Annotated in this window: 25 protein-coding genes; 11 read left to right on the top strand and 14 right to left on the bottom strand. The window is 59.0% G+C overall.

What is annotated here, in order from left to right:
• Positions 1–40 precede the first annotated feature (40 nt).
• From speA to PMYSY11_RS19220, 4 genes are all read left to right on the top strand, one after another.
• Positions 41–1,954 (top strand): arginine decarboxylase, encoded by a 1,914-nt coding sequence (gene speA / locus PMYSY11_RS19235; RefSeq protein ID WP_069898239.1) that lies wholly within the window; start codon positions 41–43, stop codon positions 1,952–1,954.
• A gap of 146 nt (positions 1,955–2,100) precedes the next feature.
• Complete coding sequence (locus tag PMYSY11_RS19230; RefSeq protein ID WP_069898238.1) at positions 2,101–2,580, top strand: hypothetical protein; 480 nt, start codon at positions 2,101–2,103, stop codon at positions 2,578–2,580.
• Positions 2,564–3,664 (top strand): PQQ-dependent sugar dehydrogenase, encoded by a 1,101-nt coding sequence (locus PMYSY11_RS19225; RefSeq protein ID WP_172970638.1) that lies wholly within the window; start codon positions 2,564–2,566, stop codon positions 3,662–3,664. Before PMYSY11_RS19230 ends, PMYSY11_RS19225 begins: the two co-directional genes overlap by 17 nt.
• A 46-nt stretch (positions 3,665–3,710) precedes the next feature.
• Positions 3,711–4,217 carry a M48 family metallopeptidase gene (locus PMYSY11_RS19220; protein WP_150547760.1) on the top strand — a complete coding sequence of 169 codons (507 nt, stop codon included), beginning with the start codon at positions 3,711–3,713 and terminating at the stop codon, positions 4,215–4,217.
• 56 nt (positions 4,218–4,273) lie between these two features.
• Here PMYSY11_RS19220 and PMYSY11_RS19215 read toward each other — a convergent pair whose 3' ends face one another.
• The 4 genes from PMYSY11_RS19215 to PMYSY11_RS19200 all read right to left on the bottom strand — a co-directional run bounded on the left by PMYSY11_RS19215 (position 4,274) and on the right by PMYSY11_RS19200 (position 6,544).
• Complete coding sequence (locus PMYSY11_RS19215; RefSeq protein ID WP_150547759.1) at positions 4,274–4,852, bottom strand: hypothetical protein; 579 nt, start codon at positions 4,850–4,852, stop codon at positions 4,274–4,276.
• Positions 4,849–5,628: a DUF2092 domain-containing protein gene (locus PMYSY11_RS19210; RefSeq protein ID WP_069898234.1), complete on the bottom strand. Its 780-nt coding sequence runs from the start codon at positions 5,626–5,628 to the stop codon at positions 4,849–4,851. Before PMYSY11_RS19210 ends, PMYSY11_RS19215 begins: the two co-directional genes overlap by 4 nt.
• A gap of 107 nt (positions 5,629–5,735) precedes the next feature.
• Positions 5,736–5,969 (bottom strand): DUF2789 domain-containing protein, encoded by a 234-nt coding sequence (locus PMYSY11_RS19205; protein WP_069898233.1) that lies wholly within the window; start codon positions 5,967–5,969, stop codon positions 5,736–5,738.
• 86 nt (positions 5,970–6,055) lie between these two features.
• The gene (locus PMYSY11_RS19200; protein WP_150547758.1) at positions 6,056–6,544 is read right to left on the bottom strand and encodes a GreA/GreB family elongation factor; all 489 of its coding nucleotides are present in this window, start codon (positions 6,542–6,544) and stop codon (positions 6,056–6,058) included.
• A 144-nt stretch (positions 6,545–6,688) separates the two neighbouring features.
• On the opposite strand from PMYSY11_RS19200, the gene PMYSY11_RS19195 reads away from it, so the two are divergent.
• Complete coding sequence (locus PMYSY11_RS19195; protein WP_069898231.1) at positions 6,689–6,919, top strand: hypothetical protein; 231 nt, start codon at positions 6,689–6,691, stop codon at positions 6,917–6,919.
• Positions 6,920–6,929: 10 nt separating this feature from the next.
• Here the strand turns inward: PMYSY11_RS19195 and yccS are convergent, their stop codons facing one another.
• Positions 6,930–9,119 (bottom strand): YccS family putative transporter, encoded by a 2,190-nt coding sequence (gene yccS, locus PMYSY11_RS19190; RefSeq protein WP_069898230.1) that lies wholly within the window; start codon positions 9,117–9,119, stop codon positions 6,930–6,932.
• 206 nt (positions 9,120–9,325) lie between these two features.
• Between yccS and PMYSY11_RS19185 the strand changes: the two genes are divergently transcribed.
• The 5 genes from PMYSY11_RS19185 (at position 9,326) to PMYSY11_RS19165 (ending at position 13,290) form a co-directional block, all read left to right on the top strand.
• Positions 9,326–9,859, top strand: a complete 534-nt coding sequence (locus PMYSY11_RS19185) for a TetR/AcrR family transcriptional regulator (protein ID WP_170827714.1) — start codon at positions 9,326–9,328, stop codon at positions 9,857–9,859.
• A gap of 30 nt (positions 9,860–9,889) precedes the next feature.
• On the top strand, positions 9,890–10,570 hold the full coding sequence (locus PMYSY11_RS19180) for a glutathione S-transferase family protein (protein ID WP_150547757.1): 681 nt from the start codon (positions 9,890–9,892) through the stop codon (positions 10,568–10,570).
• A 17-nt stretch (positions 10,571–10,587) separates the two neighbouring features.
• On the top strand, positions 10,588–11,277 hold the full coding sequence (locus PMYSY11_RS19175; RefSeq protein WP_150547756.1) for a glutathione S-transferase N-terminal domain-containing protein: 690 nt from the start codon (positions 10,588–10,590) through the stop codon (positions 11,275–11,277).
• A 188-nt stretch (positions 11,278–11,465) separates the two neighbouring features.
• A complete protein-coding gene (gene ald / locus PMYSY11_RS19170) occupies positions 11,466–12,587 on the top strand; it encodes an alanine dehydrogenase (RefSeq protein ID WP_150547755.1) in 1,122 nt (373 codons plus the stop codon).
• A gap of 43 nt (positions 12,588–12,630) precedes the next feature.
• Positions 12,631–13,290, top strand: a complete 660-nt coding sequence (locus PMYSY11_RS19165; protein ID WP_150547754.1) for a dioxygenase family protein — start codon at positions 12,631–12,633, stop codon at positions 13,288–13,290.
• Positions 13,291–13,308: 18 nt separating this feature from the next.
• On the opposite strand, the gene PMYSY11_RS19160 is transcribed toward PMYSY11_RS19165, so the two are convergent.
• The 9 genes from PMYSY11_RS19160 to PMYSY11_RS19120 all read right to left on the bottom strand — a co-directional run bounded on the left by PMYSY11_RS19160 (position 13,309) and on the right by PMYSY11_RS19120 (position 24,863).
• Entirely contained in the window at positions 13,309–15,156 is a 1,848-nt protein-coding gene (locus PMYSY11_RS19160; protein ID WP_150547753.1) for an SLC13 family permease, read from the bottom strand.
• Between the two features lie 97 nt (positions 15,157–15,253).
• On the bottom strand, positions 15,254–16,438 hold the full coding sequence (locus tag PMYSY11_RS19155; protein ID WP_150547752.1) for a BaiN/RdsA family NAD(P)/FAD-dependent oxidoreductase: 1,185 nt from the start codon (positions 16,436–16,438) through the stop codon (positions 15,254–15,256).
• A gap of 124 nt (positions 16,439–16,562) precedes the next feature.
• Positions 16,563–17,015 carry a DUF302 domain-containing protein gene (locus tag PMYSY11_RS19150; protein ID WP_197737961.1) on the bottom strand — a complete coding sequence of 151 codons (453 nt, stop codon included), beginning with the start codon at positions 17,013–17,015 and terminating at the stop codon, positions 16,563–16,565.
• A 111-nt stretch (positions 17,016–17,126) separates the two neighbouring features.
• A complete protein-coding gene (gene dbpA / locus PMYSY11_RS19145; RefSeq protein WP_150547751.1) occupies positions 17,127–18,506 on the bottom strand; it encodes an ATP-dependent RNA helicase DbpA in 1,380 nt (459 codons plus the stop codon).
• A 130-nt stretch (positions 18,507–18,636) separates the two neighbouring features.
• Positions 18,637–20,046, bottom strand: coding sequence for a multidrug transporter subunit MdtD (gene mdtD, locus PMYSY11_RS19140; RefSeq protein WP_150547750.1), 1,410 nt, complete (start codon positions 20,044–20,046; stop codon positions 18,637–18,639).
• 245 nt (positions 20,047–20,291) lie between these two features.
• Entirely contained in the window at positions 20,292–21,974 is a 1,683-nt protein-coding gene (betA, locus tag PMYSY11_RS19135) for a choline dehydrogenase (protein WP_150547749.1), read from the bottom strand.
• A gap of 170 nt (positions 21,975–22,144) precedes the next feature.
• On the bottom strand, positions 22,145–23,617 hold the full coding sequence (betB, locus tag PMYSY11_RS19130) for a betaine-aldehyde dehydrogenase (RefSeq protein ID WP_150547748.1): 1,473 nt from the start codon (positions 23,615–23,617) through the stop codon (positions 22,145–22,147).
• A gap of 207 nt (positions 23,618–23,824) precedes the next feature.
• Complete coding sequence (betI, locus tag PMYSY11_RS19125; protein ID WP_069898218.1) at positions 23,825–24,427, bottom strand: transcriptional regulator BetI; 603 nt, start codon at positions 24,425–24,427, stop codon at positions 23,825–23,827.
• 136 nt (positions 24,428–24,563) lie between these two features.
• Positions 24,564–24,863, bottom strand: coding sequence for a putative quinol monooxygenase (locus PMYSY11_RS19120; protein WP_069898217.1), 300 nt, complete (start codon positions 24,861–24,863; stop codon positions 24,564–24,566).
• A 158-nt stretch (positions 24,864–25,021) separates the two neighbouring features.
• On the opposite strand from PMYSY11_RS19120, the gene mdaB reads away from it, so the two are divergent.
• Entirely contained in the window at positions 25,022–25,612 is a 591-nt protein-coding gene (gene mdaB / locus PMYSY11_RS19115; protein ID WP_150547747.1) for an NADPH:quinone oxidoreductase MdaB, read from the top strand.
• The last annotated feature ends 2 nt before the right edge of the window (positions 25,613–25,614 follow it).

Below are 25,614 nucleotides of genomic sequence, written 5' to 3'. Positions count from 1 at the left end.
GCACAGCCAACGCTATTTATCGCAAGCAAGGGAGACATCAATGTCTGCACGACGCACACGTAAAGATGACGGCAGCCAATGGACAGTTGCGGACAGCCGCAGCGTTTACGGTATTCGCCATTGGGGCGCGGGTTATTTCGCGATCAATGACAGCGGCCGCGTTGAAGTGCGTCCGAATGGCCCGGATAGCACGCCGATTGATCTGTTCGAGGAGGTCGAGGAGCTGCGCAAGACCGGCCTGAGCCTGCCGTTGCTGGTGCGTTTCCCGGATATTCTGCAAGACCGCGTGCGCCAACTGACCGGCGCATTCGATGCGAACATTGAGCGCCTCGAATATCAGAGCAAGTACATGGCGCTGTACCCGATCAAGGTCAACCAGCAGGAGGCGGTCGTCGAGAACATAATCGCCACCAAGGATGTGTCGATTGGTCTGGAGGCCGGTTCCAAGCCCGAGCTGATGGCGGTGTTGGCGCTGGCGCCGAAGGGCGGCACGATTGTCTGCAACGGCTACAAAGACCGCGAATTCATCAAGTTGGCCCTGATGGGGCAAAAGCTTGGGCATAACGTTTTCATCGTTATCGAGAAGGAATCCGAAGTACAGTTGGTGATTGATGAGGCGGCCGAACTCAAGGTGGCGCCACAGATCGGCCTGCGTGTGCGTTTGTCTTCTTTGGCGTCGTCGAAGTGGGCAGATACGGGCGGCGAGAAATCCAAGTTTGGTTTGTCGGCAGCGCAACTGCTTTCGGTGGTTGAGCGTTTCCGCGAAGCCAAGCTGGATCAGGGCATCCGCTTGCTGCACTTTCACATGGGTTCGCAAATCGCCAACCTGGCGGACTATCAGCATGGCTTCAAGGAAGCGATTCGCTACTACGGCGAGCTGCGCGGCCTTGGCCTGCCGGTCGACCATATCGACGTTGGCGGTGGTCTGGGCGTCGATTACGACGGTACACACTCGCGTAACGCCAGTTCGATCAACTACGACATGGACGATTACGCCGGTGTTGTTGTCGGCATGCTCAAAGAGTTCTGCGATGCGCAGGAACTGCCGCACCCGAACATTTTCTCCGAAAGTGGCCGCTCGCTGACTGCACACCACGCCATGCTGGTGGTTCAGGTGACCGACGTTGAGAAGCACAACGACGAAATCCCGAAGATCGAAGATCGCGAGAGCCTGCCGGAAACTGTCGGTTATCTCGCCGACTTGCTGGCGCCTACCGATTACGAGATGGCCACCGAAACCTACTGGCGCGCGACGCACTACATGAGTGATGTCGCCAGCCAATATGCCGAAGGCAAGATCGGTCTGGTTGAAAAAGCCCTGGCTGAGCAGTGCTACTTTGCCGTGTGCCGTCGCCTGTACAACTCGATGAAGGCGCGCCAGCGTTCCCATCGTCAGGTGCTCGACGAGCTCAACGACAAGCTGGCCGACAAGTACATCTGCAACTTCTCGGTTTTCCAGAGCCTGCCGGACACCTGGGCAATTGGCCAGGTATTGCCGATTCTGCCGCTCAATCGTCTTGATGAAGAGCCGCTGCGCCGTGCTGTGCTGCAAGACCTGACCTGCGATTCCGATGGCAAGATTCGCCAGTACGTTGATGAGCAGAGCATTGAAAGCAGCTTGCCGGTTCACGAAGTGCGCGAAGGCGAGGATTACTTGCTGGGAATATTCCTGGTTGGCGCGTATCAGGAGATTCTCGGCGACATGCACAACCTGTTCGGTGATACCGATTCGGTGAATATCTACCAGAATCAGGACGGCAGCGTGTATCACGCTGGTATCGAGACCCATGACACCATCGAAGACATGCTGCGTTACGTGCACTTGTCGCCGGAGGAGTTGATGACTCACTACCGCGATAAAGTCGCCAGCGCCAAGATCAGCGCACGTGAGCGCACCCAGTTCCTCGACGCGCTGCGTCTGGGCCTGACACGCTCGTCCTACCTCTCGTCCTGAGTCCCCGGTGCCGTCTGTTTAGGGCAATCCGGCAGGCGGCGCACCGGCCCTGAAATATTGGGTAAAACTCCCCCTCGAAAGCCCTGCCCCTCAGCGGCGGGGCCTGGTTCATAATTGAGCGTATTACCCCAAGGGATACGCTCAAGATGTCTGGACTTTCGCGCACCCTCTGGTCGTTCGTGATAGCGGTGGTGCTGGTCGCGTTGATCGGCGCTGTGCTGCAAACTCAATACAACCTGGCCATGCTCGAGGCGCTTGGAGCGCCCGTACCGCTGGAAGTTCGCCTGCAAACTACCGGGCTTGACCTGCTTGGTTTTGCGCCGGTCTTTGCCATTCTGGTGACCTTTGGTTTTGCTCTGGCATTGCCGTTGGCCACGCTGGTGAGCAAGTTTCTGCCAGCCTTGCACTGGCTTGTTTTTGCCCTGGCAGGCGCTTTGGCAATCTTTACCGCCCTTTGTGCCGTCAATGCGGCGTTGCCCATGCCTACGTTTATTGGTGCCAATCGCAGCCTGGATGGCACCTTGGGTTTAATGTTGTGCGGTGCGCTCGGAGGTTTGTTGTATGACAAACTTCGCTGTGCGCCAGTCCATGCGAGCCAAGGAATTACTCATGAAAAATCTGCGTAGCGGCCTTTTGCTGGCGACGGTTTTGCTCAGCAGCTCGCTGCAGGCAATGGACTACAAAGTCAGTACCTACACCGAAGGGCTGGATCATCCGTGGTCGATGGCGTTCTTGCCTGATGGCAGGATGCTGGTTACCGAGCGCGTAGGCCGGTTGCGTATCATTGAGGCCGACGGCTCGTTGCGCGAGGCGCCGGTAGGCGGGGTGCCCGAGGCATTCGTCAGCTCCCAGGCCGGTTTGATGGAAGTCGCGCTGGACCCGGACTTTGCCAGTAATCAGCAGATTTACCTGAGTTACGCCTATGGCGATCGAGGTGCCAATAACACCCGCCTGGCACGTGCGCGTCTGGTTGATGGCGCGCTGCAAGATCTGACGGTGATTTTCTCGGCGCTGCCAGCCAAGGCCGGGACGTCGCATTACGGCGGGCGTATCGCGTTTCTGCCGGACAAGACCCTGTTGCTGACGTTGGGCGATGGTTTTGACTACCGCGAAGAGGCGCAAAACGCCGCCAATCACCTCGGCAAAATTGTGCGACTCAATCGCGACGGTAGTGTTCCGGTGAATAACCCGGTAATCAATCAGCCAGATGCCGCGCCCGAGATCTACAGCCTTGGCCACCGCAACGTGCAGGGCATTGTCTATGACTCACAGTTGAACCGGCTGTACAGCACCGAGCATGGCCCCAAGGGTGGCGATGAACTGAACATGCTCGAGCCGGGCAAGAATTACGGTTGGCCATTGGCCACGTTTGGCGTTGATTACAACGGCGCGCAAATCTCGCCCTACACCGAGTTGCCTGGCTATGAACCGCCTTTGTTGCACTGGACGCCATCAGTCGCGCCCTCAAGCCTGACGGTTTACAACGGTTCGAAGTTTGAGCAATGGCGCGGTGATCTGTTTGTCTCGACGCTGGCCGAGCGCAGTGTGCGGCGAATCCGCATGAAGGGTTCGATGCTGGCGGGTGAAGAGGTGCTGTTCGAGGAGTTGGACGAGCGTATTCGCGACGTGCGCGGCGGGCCGGATGGTGCGCTGTATTTGCTGACGGACAGCAGTGACGGGCGCGTGCTCAAAGTCCTGCCGGCCGAATAAGCGCCTGCGCGTGGCATAATGGCCGCTTCACGTTCTGGCCAATTGCATGAAACCGCTCAAGTACCTTCAGGGTTATCCCGCACACTTGCACGATCAGGTTAACCGCCTGATCGCCGAAGATCGTTTGGGCGCGTATCTGAGCCAGCGCTATCCGGGCAAGCACGGGATTCAGAGCGACAAGGCGCTGTATGCCTTTACCGTGGATCTCAAGCAGGCGCATCTGCGCAATGCCCCGGTAATCGACAAAGTCCTCTACGACAACCGTCTCGATCTCACCCATCGGGCGCTGGGTTTGCACACCACTGTTTCACGGGTGCAGGGCGGTAAGCTCAAGGCGAAAAAAGAGATCCGTGTGGCCTCTTTGTTCAAGGATGCTGCGCCGGAGTTTTTGCAGATGATCGTGGTGCACGAGCTGGCCCACTTCAAGGAAACCGACCACAACAAGGCGTTCTACAAACTCTGCGAGCACATGCTGCCAGGCTATCAACAGGTCGAATTTGATCTGCGCCTGTACCTCACTTGGCAGGAGCTTGAGCGCCAGTCACAAGGCTGAGCCTGCTCTGAAATACAGCCTGCGGCCAAACCTCAGAGACAGGCAGCGCTAGCACGCTAGGGGTTATTCACCACCACATACACCACGTTGTCGCCTTGCCATTGCGGCTGGTAGTACTGGTTGTTGCAGTAGTAATACTCGGTGCCGTTGCGATAAACCTGCGAGCAATCCGGTGGAATGCTGTTCACGATCGAGCCGATGGCCAGCACCGTGCCGGTGACAATCGCCGCCGTTGCGATCGGGTGATAGTCGATATCCCAGTCATTATGGTGATGGTGGTGATCATCATGGTGATCGTAATGGTCGTCGTGGTGGTCGTTATTCCAGTTGTTGTGGCCACCGTTGATATTGACGTTGTTATTGCTGATGTTGATGTTCTTGTCCGGCTTGCTGTTGATCAAGGGGCTTGAGTGTTTAGGGTTGCTTGGGCGTTGAACGTTAGGCCGCTGCCTTTGCACATTTGGCCGGCTCGCAGAACGTGCCTGATGCACTGAGCTATGCGCCCGTGCGCCACCTCCGCCGCCACCGCCATGCCCGGCCAGTCGACCGGCTTCGGCAACAATCGGCGCTGCCGCGACAGCCACTGCCAGCGCCAGACTGGCGCAGTAGGCGTTAAACGGGATTTTCGCAATCATGGCTGTTCCTCCTGGCTGGCAGGCAGGTTGTTTGCGGTGAACGGAATCCGCGTGGCGTCTTTGCCGGGAACAAACTTGAAGTGATCGGCTTTAAAGCCCGGGCTGGTGTTCCACTTCAGGACGGCTTGATATTGCGGGTCGCCAAGGGTGTAGCGCGTGGTGATGACTATCTTGCAGGGCAATGCTTCCTTGCCCTGACTGACCCAGAGTTGCCAGTCGACATCGGGTTCGCGAAATGCCAGGTGATCACAGGTTTTGCCGTCGAGCTGCGAGGTGCCTATCAGGCGGCCACGCTTGACGCCATCAAGCAGGCTGTCTTGCAAACTCTGGCTGAGAAAGTCCATGAGCGGTACTTCGACATCATGGTTGATCAACGCATCCACCAGGCCACCGAGTGAGTCTGGCGCTTGGGTTTGCGCATAGTAATCTTGCGCAACGTTCATCAGAGTCAGGGTCTTGCCGTCGTACACATAGCGCTTGGGTACGCTGCCGCCGACTTCTGCGAACAGGTGGTTGGGTGGCTCGACATCCAGTCGTGAATTGGCGTTGTGCTGCAACTTGTAGCCATAGTTGAGCACTTCATCCTGACTCGACTGTACGGTGACCGAGTACTGCTTGAGCCCTTTCAGCGTTGCGCTCATTCGATCGTATACAGCTTTGGCCTCCGGGGTTACCGCAGGCCCTTCAGCGTCGGCGTCTTCGGCTGCATGAACCAGCGAGACAAAGGCAGGTAGCGCCAGAAACAGGCAGATGCCTGTCCGTAGAGGGTGTTTCATAGCAGCTCCAACTGTGGCGATGGGTAATCGCTAACAGCTTAGACCAGGAGTGCAGGCAGCGTGATGGCACTGTGTTGCAACCAGCAGAAACACCGACTGGCGCGCAATCAGCTGCGCAACATCAAGTTCAGTTGGTCAACCACTTCGGCCCAGTCGGCGTCTTCGCGGATTTCCTCGCGTAAAAATGCAGCTTGGGAGGCGCTCCAGAAACTGGCATCGGCCAGTTCTGTGTCGTCTGCCAGCGGGGCGTGCGCTTTAACAAAAGCATCAATGCTGGCGGGGTCATCATCGAGGCCCAGTTGTTTGAACAGGGAGGAGAGATCGTGGGTGGGCGCGTCCATGAGAGATTCCTTTGCGGTGTGGGTAATACCTATATTGGTGTTATCACCCTAGCGCAAGTTCCCTGATAAAGTGGCAAGCCCCCGATTTATTGCACCCACAGCAGCTCGAACTGCTGCAGCTTGCCGCCAAGATTGATGGTGATCTCAGTGCCCGGCACTTTGCCCAGCGTGGCCTTGGCCAGCGGCGCATTGGCGCTGATGACCTGCACGCTGTGGCCTTCATGGTGCAACTTCATGCTGGCGCCATCGGGGCCGATGAACAGCAGCGTGTGTACGTCATCCATGTTGGCAAGGCACACTATTGAGCCAAGCTCGACGCCGCGTTTATCGCTGAAATCGCGGGGTTTCAGTTGGCGCCAGGTGAGAATGTTCTGGCGTATTTCGGCCACCCGTCGTGCTTGCCCACTGGCCAGATACGCTGCCTCCAGGCCGAGGGTGTCGTACTTGTTTTCGGCTTTGTTTTCTTCGTGCGTGGCGGTTTCGTGCGCGGTCACGGCGGCCTGTTCGGCGCGTTGCAGTTCAGCGCCGAGGTGGCTGATTACCAGGTCTTGCAGAGTGTTCTTGTTGAAAGTCATGATTTCGTATCGACTGGGCAGGCGCGCAGGTTAACTGAAAGTGTGGCGGATCGCTGCGCTGTGGGTCTGCGCTTTGTACCAAGGTCTAGTTTGCCTGATTGGCCAGGCATCGCATGCTGGCAGAAAACAACAATGAGGGTTCCCATGTCATTTCTTCGCGCCATTGGATTCATGTTTCTGTGTGTGGTGGTGCCGGTTGGTGCTTTGCTGGCAAGCAATCCCGATGCGTTTGCGCAGTGGATCGGCAGCACATTGGGTATCGAATTTACACGCGGCAACCTGGCTGTGGCTTTTTTGCTGCTCACCGGCATCTGCCTGAAAATCGACCTGACCATTCGCCGCCGGCACCAACTGCCTGCTGCAGAAAAGGCCTGAGCCCAGCGGCTCAGGTTTCCGCAGTTTGATTCTTGGGGGGCTTGAGCAAATGCGCGGCCAGGGTGCGCAACGGCCCGAGCTGACGGCAGATCAAGGCCAGTTGGGTTTGCACCAGACGCTGTTGGTCATCGAGGTCTTCGCTAACCTGCTCAAGGCTTTGCGCCAATTGCTCCTCGCTATCGCTGTGGATCGGCACGCGGGTCTTGGCGCGCAAGTGACCGGCAATCTCCTCAAGCGAATCGGCAATGCTTGAGGCGTCATCAAGCAGGTGAGTCTGTTCGGGTGCCAGTAATGATTCGCCACGATGCGCGCCGAGCCCGGAGAGATAGCTGAGCAGGGTGTGCGACAGCACCAGAAAGCGAAAGCCGATGTCGGCATCCTTACGAAAATGCCCCGGCTCCATCAGCATATTGGCCAGCGTTGTGGACAGCGCCGCATCCGCGTTGTGCGCATTGCGCCGGGCCAGCCGGTAATTCAGGTCGTCGCGTTTGCCCTGTGCGTACTGGGTAATAATCTGGCGCAAGTACACGCTGTTGCAGGTCAGCGTATTGGCCACCACGCTGCTCAAGCGTCTGCCTTGCCAGTCGGGCAGAATCAGCATCACCGCAAGGCCGGCAATCAAACCGCCGATCAGTGTGTCCACCAACCGTGGAACGAACAGCCCATAGCTGTCGCCGGTCTGGTTGAAGCAGAACAGCACCAGTAATGTAATCGCCGCTGTGGCCATCGTGTAGCGCGTGCTTCGTGTGGCGAAGAAGGCCACACCGGCGACCACTGCAAACAGGGCCTGTACTTCCTGCGAAGGGAACAGGTCGAACAGCGCCCAGCCAATGACCAGGCCCAACACGGTGCCCCACACACGCTGCACCAGCTTGCGCCGGGTTGCTCCGTAGTTGGGTTGGCAGACGAACAGCGTGGTCAGAAGAATCCAGTAACCCTTGGTCGGGTGAATCCATTGCAGAATGCCGTAACCCACCGCCAGCGCGATGGACAAGCGCAGTGCATGGCGGAACAGCAGGGCGGTCGGGGTGAGTTGCTGGCGCAGTCGCTCCCAGACATCCTTGAACGATTGCGGCTCGCGGTCGAACAGGCTGCTGTCCTGCTCCTCGGCCAGTGCGTCGGGATTGCTGGCGTTGCTCAGCAGTTGGTCCAGCGTGCCGAGGTTGCCGGTGAGTGCCTTCAGTGAGCGCAGCAGGTGCCGCCACTGCGGGTTGTTCTGCTGGCGCAGGTAATCGAGCGATTGATGCAGGTCTTCCAGCGCCTCGGAACACAAGGCGCGAAACTCGTATGGCTGGCGCAGCTCAATGGCCTGAGCCAAGCGCTGGCAGGCTTCGCCATGCAAACGCAGCAGGCGCTGACAGCGGAACAGTACGTCGCTGTGAAAAAACGCCTCGGCCAGTTGGGTGTACGGGTAGTGCGATGAGCTGGCGCGCTCGTGAATATCCTGCGCCAGGAAATACAGCTTCAGGTAGCGGCTGACTTTAACGCCGGGGCGACCGCTGCCAACGCGGTGCAGGATTATTTCCTTGGTCGCATTCAGTGCGGCGACAACCTTGCCGTTCTGCTTGGCCAGTGCCAGCCTGCGTTCTTCGACATCGAGCTGGCGTAATGGCTCGAACAGCGCGGCCTTGAGCTTGAGGTACTGGCCCAGCTCGCGGAACAACCGGGCAAGGCTCTGCTGCACGGGCTGATTGGCAAACAGGGCATGCCAGAGAACCGAGAGCAAGCCGTACCACGCGGCGGCGGCCACCAGAATCAGTGGCTGCAAGCTGAAGTGATCAGACACGCCGCGCTGCTCGACGCTGATCATGCTGTAAACCGAGAGAATCAACGTGGCCTGGCCCAGCGTTGCATAGCGCTCGCCCAGAGCGCCGAGCATGGTCAGGCAGAAGGCGGAAACCGCCAGCGCGCTGACAAATAACCAAGGGTAGGGAAATAGTAGTTCTATCGCGTAGGCCGCGGCCGTGAAGCAGGCGAGGGTGACCAGCAGCGCCCGCAGGCGGCCACTCCAGCTGTCATCGGTTTCTGCCAGCGCACTGGCGATCACCCCGAGAAAAACCGGGATCAGCGCCTCCATCCAGCCCTGACTCCAGCAAAGGATCAAGCCGCCGGCGAGGGCAATGAACACCCGCAAGCTGTAGCCAAATTTTTCCAGTGCCCAGAGGCGGCGAAGCGAATGACGAAGTGAGGTGCTGGGCATCGACTGGCCTTGCAGACATGAGTCGTTAAAGATTAGCGGATCAGCTAGGCGTGGTGCTACGACCTGTTGCCGGTGATTGAAAACAATTGTTTGAGGGTGCGCTGTTTGTTCGGGGGTTGCAATTTGGAACCGCTCGGTTCATAAATAGATCCATGAACCGTGGACGCCCCAAATCATTTTGCCCCGAGCAAGCCCTTGAGAGTGCCATGCAGGTCTTTTGGCAGCGTGGCTATGAAGCCACTTCCCTGCAAGACCTGCTTAGCGCGACCGGCTTGTCGAAAAGCAGTCTCTATCAAACCTACCCCAGCAAACTGGCCTGGTTTGAGGCTGCGTTCAGCCATTACTGCGGCCAACGCCAGCAAATGTTGCTGACGTTGCTGGAGGAGGCGGATTCGCCACTTGAGTACATCCGTAATCGTCTGCTCGGTGTGCTTGATGACGAAGGCCTTGATGGCGTCCCGCGTGGCTGCATGCTGGTTAATGTGGCCAATGAATTCTCGCTCAGCGAGCCACAGGTCTTGAGCCAGGTGCAAGCGGCCACCGAAGGCTTTTGTCAGGTATTCAGTGCTGCACTGGAGCGCGCTCAAGCCGCTGGCGAGTTGGCTCCGGGCGCCGACACCCGCGCCCTTGGGCGCTATTTGCAATGCGTGATGAGCGGTTTACGTACCCAGGTCAAGTCAGGGTTACCGGCCGCGAGCATCGAGTCCACCGTCGCAACGGTCATGAGCACCTTGCGCTAACAACACCTTGAACCATTACAGGGAACGATGATGATTGAGTTATTTGAACTACGCGGTGCCAACCCCGAGCATTTGTTTTCACCGTACTGCTGGCGAGTGAGATTGGCGCTGGCGCACAAGGACCTGCCTTTCACCAGCCAGCCGCTGCGCTTCACCGATAAACAGCCGATTGAGTTTTCCGGTCAGAAAGCGGTGCCGGTTATCCGTGACGGCGAAACCGCTGTGAACGACAGCATGGCAATTTTCAGCTACCTCGATGCGCAGTATCCGCAAAAGCCGCTGCTCGGTGATGCTGTTTCAGCCAACCGCGCACGTCTTCTGGAGCGCCTGATTTTCGGCGCACTGCGCATGCCGTTGCTGAAGATTCTGGTGCCGCGCGTATTCGCCTGCATCGACGAAGCCGACAAGGAATATTTCCGCACCAGCCGTGAAAAGGCCCTGGGCACTACATTGGAAGATTTTGCCGACCGCGAAGCTGGAATTGCCGCATTCGGCAAAGCCGCTGCACCGCTTGAAGGGTGGCTTAAAGACCAGCCGTATCTGGATGGGGAAGCGCCTGCGGGCACTGATTACCTGATTGCCGGCCTGTTCCTCTGGGCCTGGTGTTTGGGCGAGCAGCCGTGGGAGTCGGGCTCGGCTGTGGATGCCTGGTTCCAGCGCATCCTCAAGGATTACGAAGCTCAACATGGCCCGGTTGTCCGCGCCGCCTGATACAACGGAGCCCTGCGATGATCGACCTTTATTACTGGACGACGCCAAACGGCCACAAGGTGAGTATTTTCCTTGAGGAGGCAGGGCTCGACTATCGGGTATGCCCGATTCACATCGGCAAGGGCGAGCAGTTTGCGCCTGAGTTCTTGAAGATTGCCCCGAACAACCGCATCCCGGCGATTGTCGACCACCAGCCCGCTGATGGCGGCGAGCCGCTTGCGCTGTTCGAGTCGGGCGCGATCCTTGAGTACCTTGCCGATAAGTCGGGGCAGTTTCTGCCAACGGCTGTTCGTGCGCGGATGCAGGTGTTGCAATGGCTGCATTGGCAAATGGGCGGTTTAGGCCCCATGGCCGGACAGAATCACCATTTCAATCGCTATGCGCCCGAGCCTGTGCCGTATGCCATTGAGCGCTACGTGAAGGAAACGGCGCGTTTATACGGCGTGCTGGATCGCCAGTTGGATGGCCGCGAGTATGTTGCCGGTGATTATTCAGTCGCCGACATGGCTATCTACCCGTGGGCGCGAGTCTGGGAAGGGCAGAAGCAGCGCATTGAAGACTTTCCGAATATGGCGCTTTGGCTTGAACGCATGGCCGCACGCCCTGCGGTTCAACGCGCTTACGCGATGGCGCTGGAAGTTAATCCGGATGCGCAGGCGCTGCTCACACCCGAGGCGCGCAAGTTACTGTTCGGGCAAGGCAGCTAAGCCCTACGCGATACGATCAAGGCGTCGAGACACAGTGCTCGGCGCCTTTTTTGTTTCTGGATTGGCGAAAACTCGTTCGATTCAGGTGATATCCCTGAAAAAGTTCGACTATTCAGGTTGGTATAGGCAGCGGGTTTTCTAGACTGAATGGATGGCAACCCGTTCTCCCTGACTGCCTGGAGGTGGCTATGCGCATCGGCGTACCCAAAGAAATAAAAAACCATGAATACCGTGTCGGCCTCACGCCGCATTCGGTAGCCGAACTCACTGCATTGGGCCATGAGGTTTTTATCGAAACCCGCGCTGGTGCCGAAATAGGCTTCAGCGATGAGGATTACATTGCGGCAGGCGCGCAAATATCCAGCAGCGCTCAGGCTGTATTCGAATCGGCCTCTCTGGTGGTTAAGGTCAAGGAACCGTTGGCCGCTGAGCGCGCCATGTTACGGCCTGATCACACCCTGTTTACCTACCTGCATCTGGCACCGGACCGGGCGCAAACCGATGACCTGATCGCCAGCGGCGCTACCTGCATTGCTTACGAAACGGTCACAGACAATCACGGACGGTTGCCCTTGCTGGCGCCGATGTCTGAGGTTGCCGGGCGCATGTCGATTCAGGCCGGTGCCAGTTGTCTGGAGAAAGCTAAAGGCGGGCGCGGCGTGTTGCTCGGTGGCGTGCCAGGCGTCGCGCCGGGCAAGGTGGTGATATTGGGCGGTGGAGTGGTGGGCAGTCATGCACTGGCGATGGCCGTCGGTCTCGGCGCTGATGTCACGGTGCTGGATAAGAGCGTCGACGCACTGCGCCGGCTGGATTCACTGTATGGCAATCGCATCACCACGCTCTACTCAACGCGCAGCGTGGTGCGCCAGCAAGTATTGGCAGCCGATCTGGTAATTGGCGGTGTGCTGATTCCTGGCGCCGCGGCGCCAAAACTGGTGACGGCGGAGATGGTCAGCAGCATGTTGCCAGGTTCGGTGTTGGTGGATGTGGCGATTGATCAGGGCGGCTGTGCCGAAACCTCCAAGGCCACCACCCACGACAAACCGACTTACGTGGTCGATGAGGTTGTGCACTATTGCGTCGCCAACATGCCAGGCGCTGTGGCGCGGACCTCAACGCTGGCGTTGAATAATGCAACGCTGCCATTTGTCATTGCTCTGGCCGAGAAGGGCACCCGCTCAGCGCTGGAGAGCGACGCCCATCTGTGCAACGGCCTGAACGTGGCCCGGGGCGTCATCACCTGCGACAGCGTTGCGCAGGCGCATGGCCTTGCTTATAAGTCGGCAACCAGTGTGCTGGAGCATCTTTGATCTGTGGCTAAACTGAAGGTACGTCTTGCTCAGGGAGCTTTGTATGCTGTGCCTCGGTCGCCAGCGCTTATGGGTTACTGCCATCGCCAGCAGCTGCTTGCTGCTGGCGCCTGCCGCTTGGGCGGTCAGCGCGCCAACGCCCGCGCAGGCAGCCGTGGCGTTCTATCCGGTGCAGTTACCCGAAGACCGCGACAATGATCTCACCCAGGTGCGCATGCACACCCAAGCGGCCAGCGGTGTTGTGGTCGAGCTATTCGGGCAGATTGTCGATGCGCAAGGCGAGCCAGTTGCGGGCGCTCAGGTCGAAATCTGGCAGGCCGATGCCGGCGGCCATTACTTCAATGAGCATCATGGCCGTGATGAAAATTTTCAGGGCTACGGGCAGGCCACTACCGACAGCAACGGCCAATACAGTTTTGTCACCGTGCGCCCCGGTGCTGTCGGCACGCGTGCGCCGCACATTAATATCGCCGTGAGTGTGGCCGGCAAGCCACGTTTCGTGACGCAATGCTATATCCGCGGTGAACGGCACAATGCCCGCGACCCGCAACTCAATGCACTGAGCAATCCTGCCCGGCGTGAACAATTGATCGTGCCTTTCGTGCCGGTTGCGGGCGCCAAAGTTGAGAAACAAGTCGCCAGGTTCGATATCGTGCTTGGCCTCAATGCGCCGCCAACCGCGCTGGCTGCGCATCTATCCTAGCCCAGACGTTACGCCGGCTTACAGCGGCCAAACCCACAGCAGCATGGGTATGCTGATCAGCGCCACGAGTATCTCCATTGGCAAACCCAGCCGCCAGTAATCGCCAAAGCGAAAGCCGCCGGGGCTGAGAATCAGCGTGTTGTTCTGGTGGCCAATCGGCGTCAGGAACGAGCATGACGCGCCAATCGCCACCGCCATCAGCATCGAGTCCGGACTAACCCCCAGCTGATTGGCCGCACTCAGGGCAATCTGGCACATCACCGCCGCAGTAGCCGCGTTGTTCATGAAATCCGAGAGCGTCATGCTGATCACCAGAATCAGTGCCAGCACCGCAATCGGTTGGCCCCGGGCGACCGTTTCCATCAACTCTCTGGCGATCAGGTCGGCCGCACCCGTTTCGGACATGGCGCCTGCGACCGGAATCATCGCGCCCAGCAACACAATCACTGGCCAGTCGATTGAGGTGTACAGCGAGCGTAGCGGGATGACCCGCATTACCATGTAGATCAGCACGCCAAGCGCGAATGCCACAGCCGCGGAGAGCAGGCCGAATGCCGCCGCAATAATCGACAACAGCATGACGCAGAGCGCCAGCGTGGCCTTGCCGGGGTCGGGGATGCTGATTGAGCGGTCGGCCAGCGGCACGCAGGAGTATTCACTGGCGAACTCGGCGGCGTCCTCCGCCAGGCCTTGAATCAACAGCACGTCACCACTTTGAATCAGGGTTGAACGCAAACGTTTGACCGAGCGATGGCTTTCTCTGGATATCGCCAGCAGGTTGAGTGAGTGACGGCTGCGCAGGTGAATGCTTTGTGCCGAGCGGCCGATCAGGGTTGAGTCGGGGCGAACCAGCATTTCGAGCATGCTGCTCTCATCGCCGTTGCTGTCTTTCTTCTCGCTTTCGTCTTTCTCGGTTTTTTTCGGCTCGGTCTTATTGGCTTTCTCGTCTTCTTCAGCCTTGGCCTTTGCCTCGGCTTCGATCTTGGCTTCCAGCCCCAAGCCGAGATTGCTCAGCACCGAGCCAAGGGCCTCGGGATCTGCCTCGATTACCAGAACGTCATCGGCTTGCAGGATGCGCCGGGGGTTGGGCGCGGACAGGCGCAAGGCGTTGCGCACCATGGCGACCACCTGTGCATCGGCTTCCTCAAGCAACTGTTCTATTTCGCGCAGGGTTTTGCCATCGGCTTTGCCGCCTTCCTTGACCCGCGCTTCGGTGAGGTAGGTGCCGGTGTCGAAACTGGCGGCATTGCCGACCTGGCGTTTCGGCACCAGTCGCCAGCCGATCAGGGCGATGAACAGCACGCCGCTGAGCGCCACGGTGACCCCAACCGGGCTGAAATCAAACATGGCAAAGTGGCCGGCATCGGTCTTGGCCCGAAAGCTTGAAACAATCAGGTTGGGCGGCGTACCGATCAGCGTGGTCATGCCGCCGAGAATGGTACCGAAGGCCAGCGGCATGAGGATGCGTCCGGGCGGCAGGTCTTGCTTCTTGGCGATTTGCAGCGCAATGGGCATGAGTAACGCCAGCGCACCGACGTTGTTCATGAACGCCGAGAGCAGCGCACCAAGCGCCGTGAGTGAGGCGATAGCCATTACCGGACCGAGATTTTTCGGCAGCACGCGCTGCGCCAGAGCATCAATGGCGCCGGTTGTTTGCAGGCCGTAGCTGAGCACCAACACGCAGGCTACGGTAATCACGGCGGGATGGCCAAAGCCTGCGAACGCATCCTGTTCAGGGACCAGGCCGGTGATTACGCAGGCGAGCAAGGAGGCGAGTGCGACAATGTCATGTCGCCAGCGGCCCCATATAAACAATCCGATTGTGGCCGCCAATATGGCGAAAATCAGGCCTTGGTCTTGGGTCATTCAGGTTGCTTTCCTTGTCTGAGGAAACATCATTGATGCAAACACAGTAGTCCTACTGCTTAAGTAACCTAAATGTGCGAGTTGGTTCCGAGACGCCTCACGCGTATTGCGCAGCGGCGTATCCGGAAGCCCAGGCCCATTGGAAATTGAACCCGCCAAGATGGCCGGTAACATCCAGCACTTCACCGATGAAATACAAACCCGGAGACTTCAGCGACTCCATTGTTTTTGACGAGACTTCGTGGCTATCAACCCCACCCAGCGTCACTTCGGCGGTGCGATAGCCTTCCGTGCCTGCTGGCACCAATTGCCAGTCCGAGAACTTGCTGGCGATCTGTTTCAGCTCGGCAGGCGTGTACTGCTTCATGGGTTTGTTGTTGAACCAGTTGTCTGCCAGCAGGGTGACCATCTTCTTGGTCAGCAATTCGCTGAGCAGGGTTTTCAATTCGCTGTTGGGGCGTTCCTGCTGCTGGGTGGCCAGCCATTCGGGCAGGTCAATGTGCGGCAGCAGGTCGATGTGTACGGTATCGCCCGGCTGCCAGAACGATGAAATCTGCAAAATCGCCGGGCCACTCAGGCCGCGGTGAGTAAACAGGATGTTCTCGCGGAACGTGGTGCCGTTGCAGCTCACCAGACAATCTTCGACCGAGGTGCCGGATAACTCCGTGCACAGGGTTTTCAGCTGCGGGTCGGTAATCGTGAACGGCACCAGACCGGCGCGGGTCGGCAGTATGCTGTGGCCGAACTGGCGAGCCACCTGATAACCAAAGCCGGTGGCGCCCAGTGTTGGAATCGACAGGCCGCCCGTGGCAATCACCAGCGACTCGCAACTGACTTTGCCAGCGCTGGTGAGCAATGTGTAGCCCGCGTCGGTTTTGTCGATTTGTTCGACCGAGGTTTCCAGACGCAGGTCCACGCCAGCTTCATCGCACTCGGCGAGGAGCATGGCGAGAATGTCACTCGACTTGTTGTCGCAGAACAGCTGGCCGAGTTTTTTCTCGTGATATGGCACGCCGTGCTTGCCGACCAAACCAATGAAATCCCACTGGGTATAACGCGCCAGTGCAGATTTGCAGAAGTGCGGATTGGTGGAGAGAAAGTTCTCCGGCTCACAATACATGTTGGTGAAGTTGCAGCGACCGCCGCCGGACATGAGGATTTTCTTGCCGGCCTTGTTGGCGTGATCCAGCAGCAGCACGCTGCGGCCACGGCCAGCGGCTGTCAGGGCGCACATTAAACCGGCAGCACCGGCACCGATGATCACGACATTTGCAGCGAGCACAGCATTTCCCTCAACACGACGCAGCGCCGAATCGCCGGCGCACAAGCGCGCAGTTTACCCGAAGGTTAGGTAATCCTCTGCAAAACTGCTGCGCGCTGTGTGTGCGCAGTCGCGATTGCGATTATCAGGATGCAGTGGCTTCAGCGGCGATGCCCTGCAGGGCTTTCTCCAGTTTGGGAATCACGGCGCAATCGCCCGCATCATGGCGCTTGCCGATATAGGCCGGGTCGTTGTAACCCACCCAAACCTGTTTTGCCTCATCCTCCCAGACCAGCATTTTCAGCGGCAGATCGATCCCGCTGGTTTGCGCACACTGCATCAGCGGCGTACCGCCCTTGGGGTTGCCGAATATCAGCAGGCGGGTTGGCCGTAAGGTTTGCCCGATGCTTTTTGCGCCGGCGCTGTGGTCGATATTGGCGAACACTTTCAGCTCGCGCTTGGCGAGTGATTGCTCGATGCGTTGCAGGGTCTCGTCGACACTGTGCGGGCTTTTCAGGGCCGTCAGGCCGTCTGCGGCGTAGCTCACGGAGGCGAGCGCCAACAGAGCAACAGTTGAGAGGGATTTAATCAGATTCACGTTTGGCTCCTAAGGTTATTTTGGCAAAACCGTTAGCTTAGTAGAGCCGTAACGCGGCCGATTGTTTCAGCGCATAGGCTGGATGAAACAATCGGCCGGCGCGGTCAGCTCTTACAGGGCGCGAACGCGCAACGTGCGGCCTTTGATCTTGCCGCTGTTGAGGCGGCTGAGCGCTTGCTTGGCAGCGCTGCGCTCGACCGCGACATAGGCCTGGAAGTCGAAGATCGCAATCTTGCCGACGGCCGAGCCGGGAATTCCGGCATCGCCAGTCAGGGCACCGAGAATGTCACCGGGGCGCAGTTTGTCTTTACGCCCGGCGCCAATGCACAGGGTGATCATCGGCGGCTGCAGCGGCTCGCCTGCCATCGGCTTGAGGCTGCTCAGCGGATGCCAGGTCAGCGCACCTTGCTGGAGCTTTTCCACCGCCTGAGCGCGATGCGCTTCCGGCGGCGCTACCAGGCTGACGGCAACCCCTTTGGCGCCCGCACGACCGGTACGGCCTACGCGGTGAATGTGGGTTTCCGAGTCACGCGCCAGCTCGACGTTGATCACCATGTCGAGTGCGTCGATATCCAGACCTCGCGCCGCCACATCGGTGGCCACCAGAACCGACAGGCTGCGGTTGGCAAACATCGCCAGAATCTGGTCGCGGTCTTTCTGTTCAAGGTCGCCGTTCAGCGCGCCGGCAGAAATGCCGTTGGCGGTCAGGTGCTCGACCACTTCCTGACACTGCTGCTTGGTGAAGCAGAACGCCACCGCCGACTCCGGGCGAGCGCTGGCAAGCACTTTGACCACGGCGTCCATGCGCTCTTCCGGGGAGATCTCGTAGAAGCGCTGCTCGATTTGCGTGTCGTCGTGCATGGCTTCGGCTTTAACTCGCTGCGGGTCGCGCATGAACGATGCCGAGAGCTGCTTGATGCTGCTCGGGTAGGTGGCTGAAAACAGCAAGGTCTGACGGCGGTCCGGGGTGTGGCTGATGATCTCGGCGATGCTGTCGTAGAAACCCATGTCGAGCATACGGTCAGCTTCGTCGAGTACCAGAGTATTCAGACCGTCGAGTTTCAGCGTGCCTTTGGCCAGATGCTGCTGGATGCGCCCCGGCGTGCCGACGATAATCTGCGCGCCGTGCTCCAGCGAGCCGATCTGCGGGCCAAAGGGCACGCCGCCGCACAGGGTCAGCACCTTGATGTTGTCGGCACTGCGCGCCAGCCGGCGGATTTCCTTGGCAACCTGATCGGCCAATTCGCGGGTCGGGCACATGACCAGCGCCTGACAGCCGAAAAAGCGCGGGTTGAGCGGTTTGAGCAGGCCAATACCAAAGGCGGCCGTTTTACCACTGCCGGTCTTGGCCTGAGCGATCAGGTCCATACCCTTGAGGATCACCGGCAGGCTTTGCGCCTGAATCGGGGTCATTTCGGCGTAGCCGAGGGATTCAAGGTTGGCCAGCATGGCATCAGACAGCGGCAGTGAAGAAAAAGCGGTGTTAGTCACGGTAAAGACCTGCAGAACGGAATGGCGCGCAGTGTAGCAGGTGGCGCGGCGTAACTTGCGCCAACCTGTGGGGTAATGGGCGCCTTTGATCGCTAAAAGTGGCCGTAATCCGACAGCGTCTCGCCGCTGCTCAGTCGTCTACGTCCGGTATGTCCTTCTTGCGGTGACGACTGCCGCGCCGTGGCAATTGCAGAAACAGCGCCGCGGCGAGCATCGACAAACCGCCGATACACAGATATGTGGCGTGGAAAGCTCTGAGTACGCCGTCTGCGCTGTCCTCATTGTCCAGCGTGAAACCGCCCAGCAATGCGGCCGCCGCCGCCACCCCGAAGCTCATCGACAATTGCGCCACCACCGAGAGCAGACCGTTGCCGCTGCTGGCGTCGGCGTCGGGAAGATCAATCAGGGTCACGGCATTCATCGCGGTGAATTGCAGCGAGTTCACTGCGCCAATCAGAAACAGTTGCACCAGAAGCTGAATCCGCGAGCTGTCGTTATCAATCAACGCCATGCTGGCGATCAGCAAACCCAGCAGCAGGGTGTTGGTGGTGAGTACGCGGCGATAACCGAGGCGGTTGATCAGTGGATTGGCCAGCGGTTTGACCAGCATCGCCGCCAATGCCAGCGGGATCATGCTCATGCCGGCCTGCGCCGGTGAGTAACCCATGGCCACCTGCAGCAGCAATGGCGTGAGAAACGGCAACGCGCCGCTGCCCAAACGGGCAAACAGATTGCCGAGAATGCCCACGGCAAACGAGCGGGTGTTGAACAGGCGCGGGTGGAACAAGGCGTTCTCGGTATGCCCGGCGCGTAACCAATACACGGCCAGACACGCGATGCCGCCGAGCAGCAGCATCAACACGCGAACGTGTGGCAGGTGCATCTCACCGAGGCCTTCGAGGGCAATGCTGATCAGCAACATGGCCGCGCCAAACAGGCAAAAGCCCGGCAGGTCGAAACGGGTGCGCTCGGCGCCGCGCAGATCCGGCATGACCTTCCACGCCGCCCAGCAACCCAATATGCCGACCGGGATGTTGATGAGAAATATCCAGTGCCAGCTGGTGTATTCAACCAGCCAGCCGCCCAGTGTCGGGCCAATCAGTGGGCCGAGCAGCGCCGGCACGGTAATGAAACTCATGATCCGCACCAGCTCTGTGCGCGGGTAGGCACGCAACACGACCAAGCGCCCAACGGGCATCATCAAGGCGCCGCCAATGCCCTGAATCACCCGCGCGCCGACCAGCATATTCAGTGATGGCGAGAGCGCGCAGAGCAGGGAGCCGAGGGTGAACAGCAGGATTGCACCGAAGAAGATGCGCCGTGTGCCGAAGCGGTCGGCGATCCATCCCGAAGCCGGAATCAGTACCGCCACAGTGAGCATGTAGGCAATCACCACCGATTGCATGCGCAGCGGATTCTCTTGTAGATCCGCCGCCATGCTTGGCAGTGCAGTATTCAGAATCGTACCGTCGAGGGTTTGCATGAAGAATGCAATCGCGACGATCCAGGGCAGCATCTTGGCGGTGCGGGCATCAAGCATGATGGAGTCGATTACTGACGAGGGCGTGCCAGCAACTTTAATCCATCATGGCGTTTTTTGCCTGCGACTGGCCCTATAAAACTGCGTGCCAGAGCCCGTTACGCGCCATTGTTGGCAACCGGGTGTGGCATCAAAGGTGGCTTGGTTTGACGGTGTGTATGGGCAAACCAGGCTGCGGATTCCACCTGTTAATGGGCGTGGAATCCGCAGCTTTGGCGGGCGAACAATGCGTTTGGCCAGGCCGACTAGCGCATTGACGGGCCGCGTACGGCGGCGCCGTTGGCCACGTAATAGGGCGCGGTGCTGCGCGGCAGGGGCGCACGGCCACGGATCTTGTCGGCGATTTTCTCGGCGATCATGATCGTTGGCGCGTTGAGGTTGCCGGTGGTAATCAGCGGCATGATCGAGGCATCGACCACGCGCAAACCGTCCAGACCATGCACGCGGCCTTCGCCGTCGACCACGGCCATATCGTCTGTGCCCATCTTGCAGGTGCATGAAGGGTGAAATGCGGTTTCGGCATGCTGACGGACAAATTCGTCCAGTTCAGCGTCGCTGTTCACGTTCACGCCAGGGCTCAGCTCGCGGCCGCGATACGGGTCGAGCGCCACTTGCGACATGATCTCGCGGGTGATGCGGATACCGTCGCGAAACTCCTGCCAATCCTGCTCGTGCGACATGTAATTGAAGAGAATGCTCGGGTGCTGGCGCGGGTCTTTCGACTTGGCCCGCACGCGACCACGGCTTGGCGAGCGCATGGAGCCGACGTGCGCCTGAAAACCGTGCTCCTTGACCGCATTGCTGCCGTTGTAATTAATCGCCACCGGCAAGAAGTGGTACTGAATATTCGGCCACTCAAACTCGGGACGCGAGCGAATGAAACCGCCGGCCTCGAACTGATTGCTGGCGCCGACGCCTTTGCCGAGGAACATCCACTCGGCGCCGATCTTCGGCTGGTTCCACCATTGCAGCGCCGGATACAGCGACACCGGCTGCTTGCAGGCGTATTGCAGGTACATCTCAAGGTGGTCCTGCAGGTTTTCACCCACACCCGGCAGGTCGTGCACCAACTCGACATCAAGCTCGCGAATCAACTCGGCCGCGCCCACACCGGAACGCTGAAGAATTTGCGGTGAAGCAATCGCGCCACTGCACAGCAGCACTTCGCGCCGCGCATGCACAGTGGTGGGCTCATTGCTGTCGCCTTGCAGATACGCCACACCGACCGCGCGTTTAGCGTTGAATAAAATCCGGTCGGTAAGGGCATGCGTGACGATGGTCAGATTGCTGCGCCCGCGTGCTTGATCGAGATAACCGCGTGCGGTGCTGGCGCGCCGGCCTTTCGGCGTTACGGTGCGGTCCATCGGACCAAAGCCTTCCTGCTGATAACCGTTGAGGTCATCGGTGCGCGGATATCCGGCTTGCATGCCGGCCTCGATCATCGCGTGAAACAGCGGGTTATTGCCGGCCTTGGGCGTGGTTACGCTGACCGGGCCATCGCCGCCGTGGTAATTGTTGGCGCCGATGTCGCGGGTTTCAGCCTTGCGAAAATACGGCAGGCAATCCAGATAACTCCAGTCCTCAAGGCCTGGCGCTTTGGCCCAGCCGTCGTAGTCCATGGCGTTGCCACGGATGTAGCACATGCCATTGATCAGCGACGAGCCGCCGAGGCCTTTGCCGCGCCCGCATTCCATGCGGCGGTTATTCATGTACGGTTCCGGGTCGGTCTCGTAAGCCCAGTTGTAGCGACGGCCTTGTAGTGGATACGCCAGCGCGGCGGGCATTTGGGTGCGGAAATCGAAGCGATAATCCGGGCCACCGGCTTCGAGCAGCAGCACGTTAACGTCGCTGTCTTCGGTCAGGCGGGTGGCGAGCACGTTACCGGCAGAACCGGCACCGATGATGATGTAGTCGTATTTCTCAATCATGTTTTGACCTGCTTTGGCCCAACTCACAGCCGGGCTCTGGCGATATCAATTCGGCTGCGTCTTGCGTCGCACGCAGCTACTGGCGATAAATCCAAAGGCAGCCTGCTGGGCCATAAACGTCAGTGCGCGAGTGGCCCGGCAGGTTCGGATGCAGCCCTTGGCGCAGCGATCTAGAACACTGAGGCGTAGTCGCCCAACTCAACCTGTACCGATTTGATTCGAGTGTAATGAGCCAGCGTGCTCAAGCCGTTCTCACGGCCGACGCCGGACTGCTTGTAGCCGCCAACCGGCATCTCTGCGGCGGACTCGCCCCAGGTATTGATCCAGCAGATACCGGCTTCCAGTTGATGAATAACCCGGTGCGCACGGTTCAGATCGCTCGTTACCACGCCTGCTGCCAAACCGTAGTGGGTGGCATTAGCGCGGCGGATTACTTCTTCTTCCGTGTCATAAACCAGAATGCTCATGACCGGGCCGAAGATCTCATCCTGAGTGATGGTCATGTCGTCGCTGCAATCAGTGAACACGGTCGGGGCGACGTAGGCACCGTTGGCAAATTCAGCTTCGGTTATACGCCCACCGCCGCACAGCAAACGCGCGCCTTGCTCGCGGCCCAGCTCGATGTAGCCGAGTACGCGTTGCATGTGGGCGAAGCTGACCAGCGGGCCGAAGTTGGTGTTCTCATCTTCCGGGCTGCCGATGCGAATGCGCTGCACGCGCTCGCTGATCAGCGCCTCGAAACGGCCCTGCAATTCACGCGGGATGAACACGCGGGTGCCGTTGGTGCAGACCTGACCGGAGCTGTAAAAGTTGGCCATCATGGCGATGTCGGCCGCGCGTTCGAGGTCGGCATCGGCAAAGATAATCAGCGGCGACTTGCCGCCCAACTCCATGGTCACCTCTTTCATGGAGGAGCTGGACGCGCTGGCCATCACTTTCTTGCCGGTGGCCGTGCCGCCGGTGAAGGAAACCTTTTCAATGCCCGGGTGCTCGGTGAGCAACTGGCCAACCTCGGCGCCTGTGCCGGTTACCACGTTGAACACGCCAGCGGGTACACCGGCTTCGGTGTAGATTTCAGCCAGTTTAAGCGCGGTTAGCGAGGTCACTTCGCTGGGCTTGAAGATCATCGCGTTACCGGCAGCCAGCGCCGGTGCGGATTTCCACAGGGCAATCTGGATCGGGTAGTTCCACGCGCCAATACCGGCAACAACCCCGAGCGGCTCGCGGCGGGTGTAAACGAATGAAGTGTCGCGCAGCGGAATCTGCTCGCCTTCAATCGCCGGGATCAGGCCGGCGTAATATTCGAGTACATCGGCACCGGTGACGATATCGACGTAAAGGGTTTCTGAAAGCGGCTTGCCGGTGTCGAGGGTTTCCAGCGCTGCCAGCTCATCGTTGCGTTCACGCAGAATATCCACAGCGCGGCGCAAAATGCGCGAACGCTGCATGGCGGTCATCGTCGCCCAGACTTTTTGCCCGGCCTTGGCCGACTCAACGGCGCGCTCGACATCGGCGCTGTTGGCGCATTGCACGTTCGCCAGAACCTCTCCGTTTGCCGGGTTGATGCTCTCGAAAGTAGCGCCGCTGCTGGCTGCGACATATTCGCCGCCTATGTAGAGTTGCTGTTCTTCGAATCGGGCCATGGAGTTGTCCTCTTGTCGCGGTGGCGGGGGCTTAATGGGGGTTTAGCTAAGCCGCTGGTGCCGGAAAGGTCCACCCAGACTACGGGATTTATATTGAACGATCAATCAATAAAAAGACCCGGACATGCCTAATCCCGCCACGAAGCCAGTGGGAATGGGGGCTTGAGGAATTTGCTTACGTTGGTCAGAAAAGCCGTTTGCGACGGGTTAAACCTTGGCCGGCTCGATAAAACCGATTTGTGTGTCGAGGTAGTCGTAGGCGATTTTCAGGGCTAGTTTGATGTCGAACCGGGCACCAGACAATGCACCGCGCAGCCACAGGCCATCAATCAAGGCAGCCATGCCACGCGCCGCGACGCGGGCACGATCTTGCGGCAGCACGCGACGGAACTGGCCGCAGAGATTGGAGTAGAGGCGCCGGTCATTGACCCGCTGCAAGCGCTGCAATGAGGGTTGGTGCATGCTGAATGCCCAGAACGCCAGCCAGGTTTTCATGGCCGGGCCGTTCACCTGCGTCTCATCAAAGTTACCGTCGATGATGGCGCGCAAATGAGCGCGCGGGCTGCTGTCCTTGAGCGCAGCGCGGCGCTCGCGAACGCCATCGCTCAGGGCCAGCATCAGGTGACGCATGGTGGCTTCGAGCAGGCCATTCTTGTCCTGAAAGTAGTGGCTGATAATGCCGTTGGAAACACCGGCTAACCTGGCGATATAGGCAATACTGGCATCGCTCATGCCGACTTGATCAACCGCCTTGAGCGTGGCGTTGATCAATTGTGAGCGGCGTATTGGCTGCATTCCAACCTTGGGCATTATCACTCCGGATGTATTGAGCAGGGCGGCGGGTAAGGCTCAAAGTCTAGGCCGATTATTGTTGAACGATCAATCAATATTATCCGCCGGGTGAGCAAAATCCCCGACTCCCAGCGCTACGCAAGCGCCCTGAACATCAACTGTGCGGGCTTTTGACGACCGCATCGAACTGGTGGATCTCAAAGTCGCGCAGCAGGTATTCCATGCGATTTTCATGAAATGCCTGCATGTGCGCCAAGGCCTTGTGCACCTCAAGATCGGCCTCCGATCGCCAGATTTCGAAGAAGGTGAAAATGCTCGGGTCGGCTTGATCGCGGAGCATGTGATATTCGATGCAGCCCGGCTCTTCGCGGCTGGGTTGAACGAAGGCGCCAAACAGCTCGGCGAAGTCGTCGGCGCGTTCAGGGCGGGTATAGGCAGTGGCGGTAAAGATCATGTCGAGCCTCGGGTTGGTTAGCGGGGAGGCAACGATAAGGCAATAGTTTGGCGCTAATTCATGATTTTTAAGCAAATATCATTTGCCCGTCATGGGCTGTTTCGAGCGTGTTGCGGGCGATAGGCTGCGCACCATTGAAAATTCAAGGATGCACAGCCATGAAAAAAATACTCCTGCTCGACGGCGGCAAGCAGTTCGCCCACTCCGATGGTCGTTATAACGCCACGCTGCATGAGACCGCCTTGCAAGTGCTCGACCATGCCGGTTTCGATGTGAAAACCACGCGTATAGACGATGGCTACGATGTTCAGGCGGAAGTTGAGAAATTTCTCTGGGCCGACGTCATCGTCTACCAAATGCCGGGCTGGTGGATGGGCGCACCCTGGACCGTGAAAAAGTACGTCGATGAAGTGTTCACCGCAGGCCACGGCAGCCTCTACGCCAATGACGGCCGCACGCGCTCCGACAGCTCGCAGAAGTACGGCAGCGGTGGTCTGTTGCAAGGCAAGCAATACATGTTGTCGCTGACCTGGAATGCCCCGACGCAGGCATTCGATGACCCGTCGGACTTCTTTGCCGGTGCCGGGGTGGACGCGGTGTACTTGCCGTTTCACAAGGCCAACGAGTTTCTCGGCATGAGTGCACTGCCGACATTCATCTGCAACGATGTGATGAAAGTGCCCGCCATCGAAGCTGATTGCGCGCGCTACACCCAGCACCTGCTGGACGTTTTTGCGCTAAACGCATAAGC

Source organism: Pseudomonas marincola (assembly GCF_900682675.2).
Lineage (GTDB): Bacteria > Pseudomonadota > Gammaproteobacteria > Pseudomonadales > Pseudomonadaceae > Aquipseudomonas > Aquipseudomonas marincola.
Note: the sequence above shows the minus strand (reverse complement) of the source record. Positions and strands in the feature narration are given on the sequence as shown.

Excerpts from the sequence above, each read along its gene's own strand:
- PMYSY11_RS19195 (WP_069898231.1), top strand. The coding sequence starts at position 6,689 with ATGTCATTTCTTCGCGCCATTGGATTCATGTTTCTGTGTGTGGTGGTG.
- PMYSY11_RS19230 (WP_069898238.1), top strand. The coding sequence starts at position 2,101 with ATGTCTGGACTTTCGCGCACCCTCTGGTCGTTCGTGATAGCGGTGGTG.
- PMYSY11_RS19175 (WP_150547756.1), top strand. The coding sequence starts at position 10,588 with ATGATCGACCTTTATTACTGGACGACGCCAAACGGCCACAAGGTGAGT.
- PMYSY11_RS19205 (WP_069898233.1), bottom strand. The coding sequence starts at position 5,969 with ATGGACGCGCCCACCCACGATCTCTCCTCCCTGTTCAAACAACTGGGC.
- PMYSY11_RS19120 (WP_069898217.1), bottom strand. The coding sequence starts at position 24,863 with ATGATCTTTACCGCCACTGCCTATACCCGCCCTGAACGCGCCGACGAC.
- PMYSY11_RS19180 (WP_150547757.1), top strand. The coding sequence starts at position 9,890 with ATGATTGAGTTATTTGAACTACGCGGTGCCAACCCCGAGCATTTGTTT.
- PMYSY11_RS19220 (WP_150547760.1), top strand. The coding sequence starts at position 3,711 with ATGAAACCGCTCAAGTACCTTCAGGGTTATCCCGCACACTTGCACGAT.
- mdaB (WP_150547747.1), top strand. The coding sequence starts at position 25,022 with ATGAAAAAAATACTCCTGCTCGACGGCGGCAAGCAGTTCGCCCACTCC.
- PMYSY11_RS19185 (WP_170827714.1), top strand. The coding sequence starts at position 9,326 with ATGCAGGTCTTTTGGCAGCGTGGCTATGAAGCCACTTCCCTGCAAGAC.
- betA (WP_150547749.1), bottom strand. The coding sequence starts at position 21,974 with ATGATTGAGAAATACGACTACATCATCATCGGTGCCGGTTCTGCCGGT.
- speA (WP_069898239.1), top strand. The coding sequence starts at position 41 with ATGTCTGCACGACGCACACGTAAAGATGACGGCAGCCAATGGACAGTT.
- PMYSY11_RS19200 (WP_150547758.1), bottom strand. The coding sequence starts at position 6,544 with ATGACTTTCAACAAGAACACTCTGCAAGACCTGGTAATCAGCCACCTC.
- PMYSY11_RS19160 (WP_150547753.1), bottom strand. The coding sequence starts at position 15,156 with ATGACCCAAGACCAAGGCCTGATTTTCGCCATATTGGCGGCCACAATC.
- PMYSY11_RS19215 (WP_150547759.1), bottom strand. The coding sequence starts at position 4,852 with ATGATTGCGAAAATCCCGTTTAACGCCTACTGCGCCAGTCTGGCGCTG.
- mdtD (WP_150547750.1), bottom strand. The coding sequence starts at position 20,046 with ATGCTTGATGCCCGCACCGCCAAGATGCTGCCCTGGATCGTCGCGATT.
- betB (WP_150547748.1), bottom strand. The coding sequence starts at position 23,617 with ATGGCCCGATTCGAAGAACAGCAACTCTACATAGGCGGCGAATATGTC.
- ald (WP_150547755.1), top strand. The coding sequence starts at position 11,466 with ATGCGCATCGGCGTACCCAAAGAAATAAAAAACCATGAATACCGTGTC.
- yccS (WP_069898230.1), bottom strand. The coding sequence starts at position 9,119 with ATGCCCAGCACCTCACTTCGTCATTCGCTTCGCCGCCTCTGGGCACTG.
- PMYSY11_RS19165 (WP_150547754.1), top strand. The coding sequence starts at position 12,631 with ATGCTGTGCCTCGGTCGCCAGCGCTTATGGGTTACTGCCATCGCCAGC.
- PMYSY11_RS19225 (WP_172970638.1), top strand. The coding sequence starts at position 2,564 with ATGAAAAATCTGCGTAGCGGCCTTTTGCTGGCGACGGTTTTGCTCAGC.
- PMYSY11_RS19210 (WP_069898234.1), bottom strand. The coding sequence starts at position 5,628 with ATGAAACACCCTCTACGGACAGGCATCTGCCTGTTTCTGGCGCTACCT.
- betI (WP_069898218.1), bottom strand. The coding sequence starts at position 24,427 with ATGCCCAAGGTTGGAATGCAGCCAATACGCCGCTCACAATTGATCAAC.